General features: G+C 69.4%; 13 protein-coding genes and 2 rRNA genes (1 of these 15 running past the window's edge). 3 read left to right on the top strand and 12 right to left on the bottom strand.

Annotation, left to right across the window (positions count from 1 at the left end):
* Positions 1-4: 4 nt before the first annotated feature.
* On the bottom strand, positions 5-1,732 hold the full coding sequence (gene recN / locus OG758_RS35965) for a DNA repair protein RecN (protein WP_326716149.1): 1,728 nt from the start codon (positions 1,730-1,732) through the stop codon (positions 5-7).
* 235 nt (positions 1,733-1,967) lie between these two features.
* Between recN and OG758_RS35960 the strand changes: the two genes are divergently transcribed.
* Positions 1,968-3,311, top strand: a complete 1,344-nt coding sequence (locus OG758_RS35960; protein ID WP_326713715.1) for an FtsX-like permease family protein — start codon at positions 1,968-1,970, stop codon at positions 3,309-3,311.
* Between the two features lie 16 nt (positions 3,312-3,327).
* Here OG758_RS35960 and OG758_RS35955 read toward each other — a convergent pair whose 3' ends face one another.
* The 3 genes from OG758_RS35955 to OG758_RS35945 are packed head-to-tail and all read right to left on the bottom strand — an operon-like array spanning position 3,328 to position 5,346.
* Positions 3,328-4,233, bottom strand: a complete 906-nt coding sequence (locus OG758_RS35955; RefSeq protein WP_227293932.1) for an NAD kinase — start codon at positions 4,231-4,233, stop codon at positions 3,328-3,330.
* Entirely contained in the window at positions 4,230-5,045 is an 816-nt protein-coding gene (locus tag OG758_RS35950; RefSeq protein ID WP_227293933.1) for a TlyA family RNA methyltransferase, read from the bottom strand. Before OG758_RS35950 ends, OG758_RS35955 begins: the two co-directional genes overlap by 4 nt.
* 7 nt (positions 5,046-5,052) lie before the next feature.
* Positions 5,053-5,346, bottom strand: a complete 294-nt coding sequence (locus OG758_RS35945; protein WP_326713714.1) for a hypothetical protein — start codon at positions 5,344-5,346, stop codon at positions 5,053-5,055.
* A 42-nt stretch (positions 5,347-5,388) separates the two neighbouring features.
* Between OG758_RS35945 and OG758_RS35940 the strand changes: the two genes are divergently transcribed.
* Complete coding sequence (locus OG758_RS35940) at positions 5,389-5,736, top strand: SCP2 sterol-binding domain-containing protein (protein WP_116502879.1); 348 nt, start codon at positions 5,389-5,391, stop codon at positions 5,734-5,736.
* On the opposite strand, the gene OG758_RS35935 is transcribed toward OG758_RS35940, so the two are convergent.
* The 4 genes from OG758_RS35935 to OG758_RS35920 form a co-directional block, all read right to left on the bottom strand.
* Positions 5,720-6,613: an ABC transporter ATP-binding protein gene (locus OG758_RS35935; protein WP_326713713.1), complete on the bottom strand. Its 894-nt coding sequence runs from the start codon at positions 6,611-6,613 to the stop codon at positions 5,720-5,722. The genes OG758_RS35940 and OG758_RS35935 overlap by 17 nt on opposite strands.
* Complete coding sequence (locus OG758_RS35930) at positions 6,610-7,638, bottom strand: FecCD family ABC transporter permease (protein WP_326713712.1); 1,029 nt, start codon at positions 7,636-7,638, stop codon at positions 6,610-6,612. Before OG758_RS35930 ends, OG758_RS35935 begins: the two co-directional genes overlap by 4 nt.
* A complete protein-coding gene (locus tag OG758_RS35925; protein WP_326713711.1) occupies positions 7,635-8,678 on the bottom strand; it encodes a FecCD family ABC transporter permease in 1,044 nt (347 codons plus the stop codon). Before OG758_RS35925 ends, OG758_RS35930 begins: the two co-directional genes overlap by 4 nt.
* Before the next feature lie 141 nt (positions 8,679-8,819).
* On the bottom strand, positions 8,820-9,848 hold the full coding sequence (locus OG758_RS35920) for an HAD hydrolase-like protein (protein WP_326713710.1): 1,029 nt from the start codon (positions 9,846-9,848) through the stop codon (positions 8,820-8,822).
* A gap of 72 nt (positions 9,849-9,920) precedes the next feature.
* On the opposite strand from OG758_RS35920, the gene OG758_RS35915 reads away from it, so the two are divergent.
* Positions 9,921-11,210: a DUF1015 domain-containing protein gene (locus tag OG758_RS35915; protein WP_326713709.1), complete on the top strand. Its 1,290-nt coding sequence runs from the start codon at positions 9,921-9,923 to the stop codon at positions 11,208-11,210.
* Between the two features lie 110 nt (positions 11,211-11,320).
* Here OG758_RS35915 and OG758_RS35910 read toward each other — a convergent pair whose 3' ends face one another.
* The 4 genes from OG758_RS35910 to OG758_RS35895 form a co-directional block, all read right to left on the bottom strand.
* Positions 11,321-12,148 (bottom strand): hypothetical protein, encoded by an 828-nt coding sequence (locus OG758_RS35910; RefSeq protein ID WP_326716148.1) that lies wholly within the window; start codon positions 12,146-12,148, stop codon positions 11,321-11,323.
* Complete coding sequence (locus tag OG758_RS35905; protein ID WP_326716302.1) at positions 12,040-13,449, bottom strand: hypothetical protein; 1,410 nt, start codon at positions 13,447-13,449, stop codon at positions 12,040-12,042. The genes OG758_RS35910 and OG758_RS35905 overlap by 109 nt, the downstream gene beginning before the upstream one ends.
* A 144-nt stretch (positions 13,450-13,593) precedes the next feature.
* A 5S ribosomal RNA gene (gene rrf / locus OG758_RS35900) occupies positions 13,594-13,710 on the bottom strand.
* 140 nt (positions 13,711-13,850) lie between these two features.
* A 23S ribosomal RNA gene (locus tag OG758_RS35895) occupies positions 13,851-16,628 on the bottom strand; it runs 345 nt beyond the window's last position.

Here is a 16,628-nt window from a genome sequence, read left to right as displayed (position 1 = left end):
GCGGTTACGCGTCCGCTCGGGCGGTGGCGAGCAGTTCCTCCGCGTGCGCGCGCGCCGTCTCGGAGTCCTCCTGGCCCGCCAGCATCCGGGACAGCTCGCGGACCCGGTCCTCGCCCTCGAGGACGGTGACACCGGACCGGGTGACGGTCCCGTCGTTCGTCTTCTCCACGAGGAGCTGCCGGTCGGCGAAGGCCGCCACCTGCGGAAGGTGCGTGACGACCACGACCTGCGCCGACTTGGCGAGCTTGGCGAGGCGCCTGCCGATCTCCACGGCCGCCTTGCCGCCGACGCCCGCGTCGACCTCGTCGAACAGATACGTGGGCACGGGATCGGTCCCGGCGAACACGACCTCCACGGCGAGCATCACGCGGGACAGCTCGCCGCCCGAGGCCCCCTTGGCGATCGGCCGCGGCGGGGCGCCGGGGTGCGGGGCGAGCAGCAGCTCGACCTCGTCCACACCGGAGGGGCCGTACGCGACGGTGCGCCCGTCGAGCTCAACGCCGTCCGGGTCGTCGGTGCGCCGGATGTCGAAGGACACGCGCGCGTGGGGCATGGCGAGCGAGGCCAGCTCCTGCGTGACGGCTTCCGCGAAGCGTGACGCCGCCTCCGTGCGGGAGTCCGTCAACGCCTGTGCCAGGACGCCCAGTTCACTGCGGAGGCCGTCCCGCTCGGCGGTCAGCTCATCGACCCGGTCGTCGTCTCCGTCGAGTTCGAGCAGCCGCACCGAGCCCTGCTCGGCCCAGGCGAGCACCCCGGCCGTACCCTCGTCGGCCGCCCCGTACTTGCGCGTGAGCTGCGTCAGCGCGGCCCGCCGCTCCTCGACCGCCGCGAGCCGCAGCGGGTCGGCGTCCAGGTCGTCGGCGTATCCGGCGAGTTCTCCCGCCACGTCGGACAGGAGGATGCCGATCTCGCCGATCCGGTCGGCGAGCGCGGACAGGGCCGGGTCGTGCGAACGCACGGCGTCGAGTGCGCGGTTCGCGCCGCCCACGAGTGTGGTGGCGTCGACGCCCTCGGGGTCCTCGGGGTTGCCCGCGAGCGCGGCGTGCGCGGCGGACGCAGCGGAGGCGAGCGCCTCCGCGTGACCGAGCCGCTCGGCCTCCGCCGACAGCTCGACGTCCTCGCCGGCGCGCGGCTCGACGGCCGCGATCTCGTCGAGTCCGAAGCGCAGCAGATCTGCTTCCTGGGCGCGTTCACGCGCGCGCGTGACGATGGTGTCCAGCTCGGCGCTGACGGCCCGCAGCCGGCGGTACGCGGCCTGGTACTTGGTGAGCGGCACGGCGACCGCGTCGCCCGCGTACCGGTCGAGGGCGCCGCGTTGCCGGGACAGCTTGAGCAGCCCCTGCTGATCGGTCTGGCCGTGCACGGCGACGAGCTCGTCGGCGAGCTCGGTCAGCATGCCCACCGGCACCGAACGCCCGCCGAGATGCGCCCGTGAGCGCCCCTCCGCCGAGACGGTGCGGCTGATGAGCAGCGCCCCGTCGTCGAGTTCGGCACCCGCCTCCTGGGCGCGCACGACGGCCGCGGTGCCCTCGGGCACGGTGATCCGGCCCTCGACGACCGCCGCCTTGGCGCCGATCCGTACGAGGGCGGGGTCCGCGCGCCCGCCGAGCAGCAGGCCGAGGCTGGTGACCACCATCGTCTTGCCCGCACCGGTCTCGCCGGTCACGGCGGTGAATCCCGGTGACAGCTCGACCACCGCGTCGTCGATGACTCCGAGCGACCGTATCCGCATCTCCTCCAACACGGACACGACCTTACGAGGTCCGGAGCCATGTGTGCGACGGGCCCTGCCCCGCTTCCCTCCCGGCGGACCGAAATCGCAGGTCGTGAGTGGCTCTGTCCGGTCCTCCCGTCGCGCGTTGTCACCCCTTGTCACCCGTGAGAGTGGGGACAGCCGCCGCCCGGAACGACCTGCCGGCCGCATGGTGCCCGCGCCCCGCGCCCCGCGCGCCCGCACGCTTGATCCCATGAGTACCGGACTGGCCAGGGCGGCCCTGCGCGCACACCGGCCCGCCTTCGTCGGCACGGCGGTCGCCGCGCTGTTCGCGGCGACGGTGGTGAGCGCGTCGACGACGGTGCTGCTCGCCACGAGCACCGACGGACTGCCGGCAGGCGCGCGCCACCACGTCACGGAGAACGGCGTCGGCGACATCGCGGCCGTCCTCCTCATCGGTTCGATCTACATGTCGATTTTCGTGGTCGTCTCGTCGATGGGCACGGCCGTCACGCAGCAGCACCGAGAGCTCGCCCTCGTACGCGCCATCGGGGCCCGACCGCGCCAGGTGCGCCGCGCGGTGGCGAGGCAGGCCCTGGCCGCGTCCGTCCCCGCGGCGCTCGCGGGCTTCGCGGCGGGCGGGCTGCTCGCCAGGGCCTGGTTCTCCGGCATGGTCACGCACGGCCTGATCCCTCCGGGGGTGCCGTTCCGCTTCAGCTGGGCGGCGCTGCCTGTCTGCCTCGGGGTGACCGTGGTGACGTCGACGGTCACCGTGCTGCTCTCGTCGCTGCGGTTCTCGCTCCTGCGGCCCGCCCGCGCCCTGTCCGAGGCGGCAGCGGGCAGGCGGCGCCTCGGCCTGCTCAGGGCGCCGCTCGGCCTGGTCGCGGTCGCCGGGGCGCGCTCCCTCTCGGCCCTGCTGTCCCGGCAGGACGCCGAGGAGGCGGGCCAGGGCGCGTTCCTCGTCCTGATCCTGTTCTGCGTGGGGGTGGGCCTGCTCGGCCCGCGGCTCGTGGGCCCCGCGGCCCGGCTGGTCCCGGCGCTCGTGGGCCGCTTCGGCGCGAGTACGCGGCTCGCGATGCTCAACGTCCGCTCGCAGCCCCGCCGCTTCTCGGCCGCCCTCGTCCCGCTCGTCCTCGTCGTCGGCTTCGGCCTCACCAAGGTCGCCCTGCACACGACGGCACAGCACCGCACGGGCTCGGCGGGCAGCACCGGCGAAGTGTGGCTCGACTACATGGGTACGGCGCTGTACTCGGGGTTCGCCGCCATAGCCGCCGCCAACACGCTCGCCATGATCTCGTTCGAGCGGCGCCGGGACGTGGCCCTGCTGCGGGTCGTCGGCGCCCAGCGCGGCCAGGTGCGCTCCATGGCCGCCTGGGAGGCCGTCGTCGCCGGTACGGCGCTGCTGATCGGCACCCTGATCGCGCTCGCCACGCTCGCGCCGATCCTCGACACGGCCTTCGGCTCGCCGCTGCCGTACGTCCCGTGGACCCTGGCCGCCGGGACGGTCGCGGGCACACTCCTGCTGACACTGCTCGCGACCGGTGTCCCGGTGCGGTCGGTGATGTGCCACCGCGCGATCACCGTCGTACGGACATGATCACCTACGGGATGTCCTAGTGGGGCTTCCCTCGCCAGCCGGAGACGGGCAGCGCGAACTTGGCGACGAGCCGATCCGTGAACGAGGCGTGATGCAGCCGCGCGAGCCGCACCGGCACCGCCCCGCGCCGCACCTCGACGCGCGCGCCGGCGGGCAGTTCGACGGTCCGCCGTCCGTCGCACCACAGCACGCCGTGCGGGGTGTGCTGCTGCACCTCGACGGCGAGCACCGAGTCCGGCGAGGTCACCAGCGGCTTGGCGAACAGGGCGTGCGCGCTGATCGGCACCATGAGGAGCGCCTCGACCTCGGGCCACACGACGGGACCACCGGCCGAGAACGCGTAGGCCGTGGAGCCGGTGGGCGTCGCGCACACGATGCCGTCGCAGCCGAAGCCTGTGACGGGACGCCCGTCGATCTCCAGGACCACCTCGAGCATCCGTTCGGCCGACATCTTCTGTACGGCGGCCTCGTTGAGCGCCCAGTCGCGGTGCACGACATCGCCGTTGCTGTGCACGAGGACGTCGATCGTCATGCGCTCCTCGACCTCGTACGCCTTGGTGACGACCCGGTCGACCACCCTGTCGAGGTCGTCGCGCTCGGCCTCGGCGAGGAAGCCGACGCGGCCGAGGTTCACCCCGAGCATCGGGACTCCGGAGGCGCGGGCGAACTCGGCGCCGCGCAGCAAAGTCCCGTCGCCGCCGAGGACGACCAGCAGCTCACAGGCGTCGAGGCACTCCGGAGTCGCCTCCTTCACGAGCTCCACCGACGCCGGGAGCGGCAGGTCCGCCGCCTCCGACTCCAGGACCCGTACGCCGATGCCGCAGCGCAGCAGCCCCTCGACGACGAGTTCGGCACTCCGGATGGCGGCGGGCCGCCCGGTGTGCGCGAGCAGGAAAACAGTTCGAGCTCGAGTCTGTGTCAACGCGGCCCCTCCGCCACTGCACGGTCAACGTCCGCCGGGTCGAGTTCGGGAGCACCGGCGCGGAGCCACAGAAAGTACTCGACGTTTCCGGACGGCCCGGGCAGCGGGCTCGCCGTCACGCCCCTTACGCCGAGGCCGAGTTCCCACGCCTGCCGGGCCACCGTGCGCACCGTCTCGGCCCGCAGCTCCGGGCTGCGCACGACACCGCCGCTGCCGAGGCGGTCCTTACCGATCTCGAACTGCGGCTTCACCATGAGCACCAGGTCCGCGTCGGGCGCCGCGCACCGCGCGAGGGCGGGGAGCACCAGGCCGAGCGGGATGAAGGACAGGTCTCCGACGACCAGGTCCACGGGTTTTCCATCGATCGCCTCCAGCGTCAACTCGCGTACGTTCGTACGGTCCTTGACGGTGACGCGTTCATCGCTCTGCAGTGACCAGGCAAGTTGCCCGTACCCGACGTCGACGGCGACGACATGGGCGACGCCGGCCCTCAGCAGTACGTCGGTGAACCCGCCCGTGGACGCCCCCGCGTCGAGCGCGCGGCGCCCCTCGACGGCGAGCCCCTGCGGCACGAAGGCCGCGAGGGCCCCCGCGAGCTTGTGGCCGCCGCGCGAGACGTAGTCGGGGTCGTTGTCGTCCTGCGTGACCACGATCGCGGCGGCGGTCTCCACCTGCGTGGCGGGCTTGGTCGCGGTGGTCCTGCCGACCGTGACGCGCCCCGCGGCGATCAGCTGGCTCGCGTGTTCGCGCGAGCGGGCGAGCTTCCGGCGGACGAGCTCGGCGTCGAGGCGGCGTCGTGCCACTCCTGCCACGTTCGGTTCAGCTCCTGTGTCGGTTCGAGGGTGAGGGCTCGGGGCGTGCGTCCAGCGCGGTCAGCGCGTCACGCAGGCCCCGGTGTACATCCTCGTACACCTCGATGTGTCCGTCGGCAGTGAGGTGGTCGACGTCGGCGAGCCGGTCGAGCCCGGCGTCCACGTCCGCGTTGCCGGTGGGGGTGCGCGGGACGCCGAGGGGAGCCGGGGCCGCGGGCTCGTACGACGGTTCGTCCCAGACCTCCGGGACCCCGGCCGCCTGGTCCGGCACCTGGTCGGGGTCCGGATGAGAGTCGTTCATGCCACGACGCTACCGCGTAGCACTGGGGTACGGTCGACCGCGATGGCGACGACGCAGGAGTGCCGTGCCGCACTCGACAAACTCTCTGACAATCTGGCGGGCGCGGACGGCGGGGTCCGCAGCGCGGCGGCGCTCGACCGCTCGCTGAGCTGCCATGTCACGGACCTCGGGATCACGTTCACGGGCCGGCTCGAGAACGGCCGGATCGAAGTGGTCGACACGGTCGACGGGCCGCCGCCCGACCGGGCGCAGATCCGGCTCGCGATGACCGGCGACGACCTGGTCGCGATGGTCGACGGCAGGCTGAACTTCGCGAAGGCCTGGGCCTCCGGCCGGATCAGGCTGGAGGCCGGCTTCCGCGATCTGCTGCGGCTCAGGACGCTGCTCTAGCCACCGCCTTCGCGGGCGCCTCCGCGTCCCCGGCCGGGACCTTCCTGGCCTTGCGCGCGGCCGGCACCACCAGCGGAGTACCGGTCTCCGGATCGTCGATGACCTGGCACTTCATCCCGAAGAGCCGCTCGACGAGGTCCGCGGTGACGATGTCGCCCGGCGCTCCCTCGGCGATGACCTCGCCGCCGCGCAGGGCGATCAGGTGGGTGGCGTAGCGGGCCGCGTGGTTGAGGTCGTGCAGGACCGCGACGAGCGTGCGCCCCTGCTCCTCGTGCAGCTCCGCGCAGAGGTCCAGTACGTCGATCTGGTGCTGGATGTCGAGGTACGTGGTCGGCTCGTCGAGGAGCAGCAGCGGGGTCTGCTGGGCGAGCGCCATGGCGATCCAGACGCGCTGGCGCTGACCGCCGGACAATTCGTCGACAAAACGATCGGCGAGTTCGGCCACTCCGGTGGAGGCCATCGACTCCTGCACGATCCGCTCGTCGTCGCTGGACCACTGGCGCAGCAGACCCTGGTGGGGGTAGCGGCCGCGGGAGACGAGGTCGCCGACGGTGATGCCGTCCGGCGCGATCGACGACTGGGGCAGCAGCCCCAGCGTGCGCGCCACCTTCTTCGCCGGCATCGACTGGATGGCCTGCCCGTCGAGGAGCACCCGGCCCGTCGACGGCTTCAGCATCCGCGACAGCGCTCGCAGCAGCGTGGACTTGCCGCAGGCGTTCGGGCCGACGATCACGGTGAAGGAGTTGTCGGGGATCTCGACCGAGAGCTCCGACGCGATCACACGCTGGTCGTAGCCCAGGGTGACGTTCTCGGCGGACAGTCGGTTCACGGTGGTGCTCCTCCGGTTGTTGCTCTGGCTGGGGTTCCTGTCGCTCATATCCGGCCGGCCTTCCGCTCGGAGACCAGGAGCCACAGCAGATAGACACCGCCGACGACTCCGGTGACCACTCCGACGGGCAGCTGGTCGGCGCCGAAGGCGCGCTGCGAGATCCAGTCGGCGGTGACGAGCAGGGCCGCTCCCATGCACATGGACGCCGCGATGTTCGGACCGGGCGAGCGGGTCAGCCGCCGGGCCAGCTGGGGGGCGGTCAGCGCGACGAATCCGACGGGTCCCGCGGCGGCGGTGGCCGCGGCGGTGAGCAGCACGGCGGCCACGAGCAGCACGAGCCGCGTCCGCTCGACCCGCACCCCGAGCGCGTTCGCCACGTCGTCGCCCATCTCCAGCATGCGCAGCGGCCGCGCGTACGTGAGGACGACGGGTACGAGGACGGCGCACAGGGCGAGCAGGGGCCAGACCTGGTTCCAGTCGCGGCCGTCGAGCGATCCCGTCATCCAGACCGTCGCGCGGGCGGCGTCGACGATGTCTGCCTTCGTCAGCAGATAGCCGTTGACCGCGGACATGACGGCGGACATTCCGATGCCGACCAGGACGAGCCGGTATCCGTGCACGCCACGCTTCCAGGCGAGCAGATAGATGGCGAACCCGGTCACCAGACCGCCGACGAGCGCCCCGAGCGCGACCTGGGCGGCACTCCCCGAGAACAGCACGATCATGACGAGCGCACCGGCCGTGGAGCCCTGACCGAGGCCCAGGATGTCCGGACTGCCCAGCGGATTACGGGAGATGGCCTGGAAGAGCGCGCCGCCCAGCGCGAGCGCCGCGCCCACGAGGAGGCCCACGAGGACCCTGGGCAGCCGCAGTTCGTCGACGATGAACTCCTGCCCCGCGTCACCGTTGCCGAGCAGCGTACGGATCACGTCGGTGGCGGAGATGGGGAAGTCGCCGGTGCCGATCAGCGCGACGCTCGCGGCGAGCGCGGCGCACAGCAGCACGAGGACGATCACGAGCGCGCGGATGTCGAGGCGCAGGGAGATCCCGCCCCGGGTACGGATCGCCTTCACAGCTGGGTGACCTTCCGCCGGCGCACGAGGTAGATGAAGACCGGGCCGCCGATGATCGCGGTGACGATGCCGACCTGGACCTCGGCGGGCCGTGCCACGAGCCGGCCGACGACGTCCGCGCCGAGCAGCAGCACGGGTGACAGGACAGCGGAGAACGGCAGAATCCAGCGCAGGTCGGGGCCCGTGAAGGAACGGACGACGTGCGGCACCATCAGGCCGACGAACACGATGGGCCCGCAGGCGGCGGTCGCGGCGCCGCACAGCAGCGTGGCAGCCGCCATGGACAGCGCACGCGTCCTGTTCAGGTTCGCGCCGAGGGCGCGGGCCATGTCGTCGCCCATCGCCATGGCGTTGAGCGGCCGCGCGAGCGCGAGGGCGAGCACCGAACCGACGGCGATGAACGGCAGCACCTGCCGGATCGTCGACATGTCGGCGGAGACGAGCGAACCCACCGTCCAGAAGCGCATCTTGCCCAGCGCCGCGTTGTCCATGATCATCACGGCCTGGAGATAGCCGTAGAGCGCGGCACTGATGGCGGTCCCGGCGAGTGCGAGCCGCACCGGCGTCGCGCTGCGGGTCCCGCCGAGGACGTAGACGAGAACACCCACGGCCGCGGCCCCGAGGAAGGCGAACCACACATAGCCCGTCAGCGAGGTGACGCCGAAGAAGCTGACGGCGGTGACGACGGCCGCCGAGGCGCCCATGTTGATGCCGAGGAGGCCTGGGTCGGCCAACGGGTTACGGGTCAGCGCCTGGAGGACCGCGCCTGAGAGCCCGAGCGCGACACCGGCGAGAAGCCCGAGCAGCGTGCGCGCGAGCCGCTCGCCGACCACGACGTCGCTGAACGTCCCGGTGTCGTCGAACAGGCCGTGCCACACCTGGTCGACAGACAGGGGTTTCGCCCCGATCGCGATGCTCACGACCAGGAGCGCGACCAGTACGACGACGGCTCCGAGGAGCCCGACCGTACGTATCGCCCGGCGGTTCGGGGGCGCGGCGGCGGTGTCCGCGCGCTGTTCAGGGGGACTGTCGACCAACACGGGGTTAGGTTAGCCTACCCTCTCCATTCTCTTCGAGGTCGCTACCGACAGAGAAGCTCGGGGAAGCACTGGGGAGCACCGAGAAGCTCGGGGAAGCGCAGAGAACCCCACCCGCTGGTACGCCTCCCCGCCCGCGCCGCCTCAAACCCCCAGCCGCGCCAGCGCCTTCGCACCGTCGAGCCCGCAGGTCCCGTCCCCGGCCGCCGTCCAGGCCGCCGCGCACAGCGCCCTCAACCCGTCGATCGCCTCGCCGTCCCCCTCCAGCTCAAGGCGCTCGTCGCCCGCGGTCGCGACCCAGCCACCGCACGCGAACCCGCCCCCCCGCGCCACGACCTCCGGCTGCCCGGTGAGCAGCCCTCGCAGGTCGACGTCGACATATGTGGGCCGGTGCTGGGGCGGCGCGGCGAGCAGCTGCGCGCCGTCGGTGACACCGGTCAGGACGAGCAGCGAGTCCACCTCCCCGTTGAACGCGCCCTCGATGTCCGTGTCGAGGCGGTCCCCGATCACCAACGGCCGCTCCGCGCCGGTGCGCAGGATCGTCTCGCGGTGCATCGGAGGCAGCGGCTTGCCTGCCACCTGTGGCTGCGCACCCGTCGCGATTCGGACGACCTCGACCGCCGCGCCGTTGCCCGGAGCGATGCCGCGCGCGCTCGGAATGGTCAGGTCCGTATTGGACGCGAACCACGGCACACCGCGCGCGATCGCGTAACAGGCCTCCGCGAACCGCCCCCAGGCCAGGTCGGGCCCGCCGTATCCCTGCACCACCGCCACCGGCTCGTCGTCGGCTGAGTCCACCGGCTCGAGCCCGCGCTCCCTCAGCGCGACCCGCAGCCCCTCCCCGCCGATCACCAACACCCGTGACCCGTCCGGCACTTGCTCACTGATCAGGCGCGCCACTGCCTGCGCCGACGTGATGACGTCCGCCGCGTCCGTCGGAATCCCCAGCTCCGCCAGATGCTCGGCCACGGCGTCCGGCGTACGCAGCGCGTTGTTCGTGACGTACGCGAGCCCCATGCCCGCCCCGCGCGCCACGGCGAGCGACTCGGGGGCGTGCGCGATGGCGTCACCGCCCGCGTACACCACCCCGTCGAGGTCGAGCAGCGCCGTGTCGTACGCCTCGTTCAGCGCCCGCCGACTGCCTTCGGGCCGCGTCCTGACGGTCTGGCTCATTACACATCGCTCCTCGTTCGATCCCACTCCCCCGATCATCGCTCATGCCACTGACACACATACGATGCAGCAATGAACACTGCAGGTCCCCCAGGTCCGACGGACAGTGACGGCCTCGACCTGATCCCGTTCAGGGGTGTGCGTTACGTCCCCGAGCGCGTGGGCAGCCTCGCCGCCGTGACGTCACCCCCGTACGACGTGGTCGTCCGCCCCGACGGCCTGCACCACCTGGAGTCCGCGGACCCGCACAACATCGTCCGCCTGATCCTCCCGCAGGCCGTCTCACCGGACACGCGCAACGCCCTCGCGGCCGACACCCTGCGCCGCTGGCTGTCCGAGGGCATCCTGGCCCCCGACGAGATCCCCGCGCTGTACGTCTACGAGCAGCGCGACGGCGACCACCTCCAGCGCGGCGTCATCGGTGCCCTGCGCCTGTCCGAGCCGTCCGAAGGCGTCGTCCTGCCCCACGAGGACGTCATGCCGCACGTGGTCGCCGACCGCGCGGGCCTGATGCGCGCCACGGCCGCCAACCTCGAACCCCTGCTCCTCACCTACCGCAGCGAGGGCAACGCGACGGGCACGACCGCGGTCATCGAACGCACGGTCAAGCGCCCCCCGCTCCTCGCGACGACCACGGAGGACGGCTTCGCCCACCGCCTGTGGTCGGTCACCGACGCGGCCGAGCTGGCCGAGATCCGCGCGGACCTCGCCCACCACCAGGCCCTGATCGCGGACGGCCACCACCGGTGGGCGACGTATCTGCGCCTGCGCTCCGAACAACCGTCCCCCACCCCATGGGACTTCGGCCTCGTCCTCCTCGTGGACACGGCCCGCTATCCGCTGCGCGTGCGCGCCATCCATCGCCTCCTGCACCGCCTCCCGGTCCCGGACGCCCTGGCCGCGCTGAACGGCTCCTTCCGTCTGCGCGAAGTCCCCGGCCCGCTGTCACAGGCCCTGGACGCCCTCGCCGAAGCGGCCGCCCACGGCAACGCTTTCCTCCTCGCCGGCGCCGGCTCCTTCCACCTCGCGGACACCCCGTCCCCGGACCTCCTGGCCCGTACGATCCCTGCCGACCGCCCTGAGGCCTGGCGCACGCTCGACGCGACCGTCCTGCACTCCACGCTGCTGGACCATGTCTGGCGCATCCCCGAGGACTCGCCGGAGCACATCGCGTACATCCATGACGCGGCCGCCACGGTCGCGAAGGCGGAACGTGACGGCGGCACGGCGGTCCTCATGCACCCGGTCCGCGAGGAAGTCGTCCGCGACCTGGCGCGGCAGGGCGTGACGATGCCCCGCAAGTCGACGTCGTTCGGCCCGAAACCGGCGACGGGTCTGGTGCTGCGCACGCTCGCCGACTGACCGCGAGCCACGCGCGCGTAGGCGCATACGACGAACGGGCGGGACCCCATCGCTGGGATCCCGCCCGTTCGTCATGCCTCGTCATGCACGGCCGCAGTCAGCCGCTGAGCTCAGCCCTTGTCGTTCTCGGACTCGAACTCCTCGTCGTCCTCGTCGTAGAACTCTTCGACGTCCTCGTCGTCCTCGACCCAGGGCTCGTCGTCGTCACCCGCGACGGCCTTCGGCCCCGCGACAGCAGCGGGGGCCTCGTCGGACTCGCCCTCGAAGGCGTCGACGAACTCGACCCCGTCCATCTCGGCGAGCCGGTCGGACGCGTCGGTGCTGCCGTCCCGGTCGGACTCGACGGCCTTTGCGAACCACTCGCGCGCCTCGCCCTCACGACCGGCAGCGAGCAGCGCGTCGGCGTACGCGTACCGCAGACGCGCGGTCCACGGCTGTACGGAGTTCGAGGCGAGCTCGGGGCCCTGCAGCGTCACGATGGCCGCGTCGAGCTGGTCCATGTCACGCCGGGCACCGGCCGCCACGAGCCGCATCTCGACCTGCCCGGCCTTGTCCAGCTTGGCCACCTCGGGCGCACCGGCCATGTCGAGGGCCTTCTCGGGCCGCCCGAGACCGCGCTCGCAGTCCGCCATGACGGGCCACAGCTCGACGTTGCCGGTCATGCGCCGGGCTGCGCGGAACTCCGCGAGCGCCTCGCTGAACTTCTGGTTCGCGTACGCGGCGAAGCCGGCGGCCTCGCGCACGGCCGCGACCCTGGAGGCGAGCCGCAGCGCGATCTTCGAGTACTCGTAGGCCTGCTCGGGGTCCTCGTCAATCAGCTTGGCGACCATCACCAGGTTCTTGGCAACGTCCTCGGCCAGGCCCTTCGGCAGGCTCTGAAGCTCCTGCCGTACGTCCTTGTCGATCTCGTCGCCGGTGACGTCCTCGGGGATCGGCAGCCGACGGATGGGCTCGCGGTCGCGGTCACGCTCGTCGCGGAAGCCGCCACCGCCACGGCGGTCGTCACGCCCACGGAACCCGCCGGGACGTCCACCACGGTCGTCGCGGCGCGGCCCACGGTCGCGGTCGTCACGCGGCCGGTAACCGCCACCACGGCTGTCGTCACGCCGGTCATCACGGCGGTCATCACGGCGGTCATCACGGCGGTCATCGCGGCGGAAGCCGCCACCACGGTTGTCATCGCGGCGGTCGTCACGCCGGTCATCACGACGGTCGTCACGGGGACGGTAGCCACCGCGGTCGTCGTCACGGCGGAAGGCCGGGCGGTCGCCACCAGGGCGGTCGCCGTCGCGACGGGGGCCACGGTCACGGTCGTCACGCGGGCGGTAACCGCCACCGCCACGGCTGTCGGCGCCGCGGTCGTCACGCCGGAACCCACCGCCACGGCTGTCGCCACCACGGTCATCACGCCGGAACCCACCGCCACGGCTGTCGCCACCACGGTCATCACGCCGGAACCCACCGCCACGGCTGTCGCCACCACGGTCATCACGCCGGAACCCACCGCCACGGCTGTCGCCACCACGGTCATCACGCCGGAAGCCGCCACCACGGCTGTCGCCACCACGGTCATCACGCCGGAAGCCGCCACCGCGGTTGTCGCCACCACGGTCATCACGCCGGAAGGCGGGACGGTCGCCGTCACGGCGGAAGGCGGGGCGGTCGCCACCGGGGCGGTCGCCGTCACGACGGGGACCACGGTCACGGTCGTCACGCGGGCGGTAACCGCCACCACCACGGCTGTCGCCACCGCGGTTGTCGCCACCGCGATCGTCACGACGGAACCCACCACCACGGCTGTCGTCACGGCGGTCGTCACGGGGACGGTAGCCACCGCGGTCGTTGTCACGACGGTCGTCGCGCCGGTTGTCGTCACGGCGGTCATCGCGTCGGAAGGGAGGACGGTCGCCGTCACGACGGGGACCACGGTCACGGTCGTCACGCGGGCGGTAACCGCCACCACCACGGCTGTCGCCGCCACGGTCGTCACGACGGAACCCACCACCGCGGCTGTCGCCACCACGGTTGTCGCCGCCGCGATCGTCACGACGGAAGGCGGGGCGGTCGCCACCGGGGCGGTCGCCGTCACGACGGGGACCACGGTCACGGTCGCCGCCGCGGTCGTCCCGGCGGGGCGCCTGGCCACCACGGTCGTTGTCGCGTCGCGGTCCGCCTCGGTATCCGCCCCGGTCCCGGTCACCACTGTCCCGGCGTCGCTGGTCGCGATCCGGTCGCTCATCGGGAGAGTTGGTGGACATGGGTGACTCCTGTCTTCGGTACCGCAGTCATTCTCGCGCAGCCGGGTAGCCGGCGCGCTTCGACAAAACAAAAAAGGACCCTTGGTCCCAGCGTGTGTGCTGGGACCAAGGGTCCTCTAAAAATTGTTCGGCGGCGTCCTACTCTCCCACAGGGTCCCCCCTGCAGTACCATCGGCGCTTTGAGGCTTAGCTTCCGGGTTCGGAATGTAACCGGGCGTTTCCCTCACGCTATGACCACCGAAACCCTATCAGTGTCCCGTTTCAAGGAAACGGGTTCCCGAACAAGGCAGCGAACAAGCACACTCTTCAATTAAGTAGTGCGGCCGTTCAGCCGACACAATTGTTCGTTATCTGAGAACAAACACAGTGGACGCGAGCAACTGAGGACAAGCCCTCGGCCTATTAGTACCAGTCACCTCCACCCGTTACCGGGCTTCCAGATCTGGCCTATCAACCCAGTCGTCTACTGGGAGCCTTAACCCCTCAAGGGGGTGGGAATACTCATCTCGAAGCAGGCTTCCCGCTTAGATGCTTTCAGCGGTTATCCTTTCCGAACGTAGCCAACCAGCCATGCCCTTGGCAGGACAACTGGCACACCAGAGGTTCGTCCGTCCCGGTCCTCTCGTACTAGGGACAGCCCTTCTCAATATTCCTACGCGCGCAGCGGATAGGGACCGAACTGTCTCACGACGTTCTAAACCCAGCTCGCGTACCGCTTTAATGGGCGAACAGCCCAACCCTTGGGACCGACTCCAGCCCCAGGATGCGACGAGCCGACATCGAGGTGCCAAACCATCCCGTCGATATGGACTCTTGGGGAAGATCAGCCTGTTATCCCCGGGGTACCTTTTATCCGTTGAGCGACGGCGCTTCCACAAGCCACCGCCGGATCACTAGTCCCGACTTTCGTCCCTGCTCGACCCGTCGGTCTCACAGTCAAGCTCCCTTGTGCACTTACACTCAACACCTGATTACCAACCAGGCTGAGGGAACCTTTGGGCGCCTCCGTTACTCTTTAGGAGGCAACCGCCCCAGTTAAACTACCCATCAGACACTGTCCCTGATCCGGATCACGGACCCAGGTTAGACATCCAGCACGACCAGAGTGGTATTTCAACGACGACTCCCCCTGAACTGGCGTCCAGAGTTCAAAGTCTCCCACCTATCCTACACAAGCCGAACCGAACACCAATATCAAACTGTAGTAAAGGTCCCGGGGTCTTTCCGTCCTGCTGCGCGAAACGAGCATCTTTACTCGTAGTGCAATTTCACCGGGCCTATGGTTGAGACAGTCGAGAAGTCGTTACGCCATTCGTGCAGGTCGGAACTTACCCGACAAGGAATTTCGCTACCTTAGGATGGTTATAGTTACCACCGCCGTTTACTGGCGCTTAAGTTCTCAGCTTCGCACACCCGAAAGTGCACTAACCGGTCCCCTTAACGTTCCAGCACCGGGCAGGCGTCAGTCCGTATACATCGCCTTACGGCTTCGCACGGACCTGTGTTTTTAGTAAACAGTCGCTTCTCGCTGGTCTCTGCGGCCACCCCCAGCTCGAGGAGCAAGTCCTCTCACCAGTGATGGCCCCCCTTCTCCCGAAGTTACGGGGGCATTTTGCCGAGTTCCTTAACCATAGTTCACCCGAACGCCTCGGTATTCTCTACCTGACCACCTGAGTCGGTTTAGGGTACGGGCCGCCATGAAACTCGCTAGAGGCTTTTCTCGACAGCATAGGATCATCCACTTCACCACAATCGGCTCGGCATCAGGTCTCAGGCACATGCTGTCCGGATTTACCTGGACAACGCCCTACACCCTTACCCCGGGACAACCACCGCCCGGGCTGGACTACCTTCCTGCGTCACCCCATCACTCACCTACTACAAGTCTGGTCCGTCGGCTCCACCACTTTCCTTTCCCCGAAGGGTCCGGAACGGCTTCACGGACTTAGCATCGCCTGATTCAATGTTTGACGCTTCACAGCGGGTACCGGAATATCAACCGGTTATCCATCGACTACGCCTGTCGGCCTCGCCTTAGGTCCCGACTTACCCTGGGCAGATCAGCTTGACCCAGGAACCCTTAGTCAATCGGCGCACACGTTTCTCACGTGTGTATCGCTACTCATGCCTGCATTCTCACTCGTGAACCGTCCACAACTCGCTTCCGCGGCTGCTTCACCCGGCACACGACGCTCCCCTACCCATCACGATCCCCGTTGGGGGTATATATCGCAATGACACGACTTCGGCGGTACGCTTGAGCCCCGCTACATTGTCGGCGCGGAATCACTAGACCAGTGAGCTATTACGCACTCTTTCAAGGGTGGCTGCTTCTAAGCCAACCTCCTGGTTGTCTGTGCGACTCCACATCCTTTCCCACTTAGCGTACGCTTAGGGGCCTTAGTCGATGCTCTGGGCTGTTTCCCTCTCGACCATGGAGCTTATCCCCCACAGTCTCACTGCCGTGCTCTCACTTACCGGCATTCGGAGTTTGGCTAAGGTCAGTAACCCGGTAGGGCCCATCGCCTATCCAGTGCTCTACCTCCGGCAAGAAACACACGACGCTGCACCTAAATGCATTTCGGGGAGAACCAGCTATCACGGAGTTTGATTGGCCTTTCACCCCTAACCACAGGTCATCCCCCAGGTTTTCAACCCTGGTGGGTTCGGTCCTCCACGAAGTCTTACCTCCGCTTCAACCTGCCCATGGCTAGATCACTCCGCTTCGGGTCTTGAGCGCGCTACTGAATCGCCCTATTCGGACTCGCTTTCGCTACGGCTTCCCCACACGGGTTAACCTCGCAACGCACCGCAAACTCGCAGGCTCATTCTTCAAAAGGCACGCAGTCACGACGCAAGGAACAAGTTCCTTGCGCGACGCTCCCACGGCTTGTAGGCACACGGTTTCAGGTACTATTTCACTCCGCTCCCGCGGTACTTTTCACCATTCCCTCACGGTACTATCCGCTATCGGTCACCAGGGAATATTTAGGCTTAGCGGGTGGTCCCGCCAGATTCACACGGGATTTCTCGGGCCCCGTGCTACTTGGGTGTCTCTCAAACGAGCCGCTGATGTTTCGACTACGGGGGTCTTACCCTCTACGCCGGACCTTTCGCATGTCCTTCGCCTACATCAACGGTTTCTGACTCGTCTCACAGC

Origin of the sequence: Streptomyces sp. NBC_01474, assembly GCF_035918215.1 — a bacterium.
In the GTDB taxonomy this organism is placed as follows: Bacteria; Actinomycetota; Actinomycetes; order Streptomycetales; family Streptomycetaceae; genus Streptomyces; species Streptomyces aureus.
Note: the sequence above shows the minus strand (reverse complement) of the source record. Positions and strands in the feature narration are given on the sequence as shown.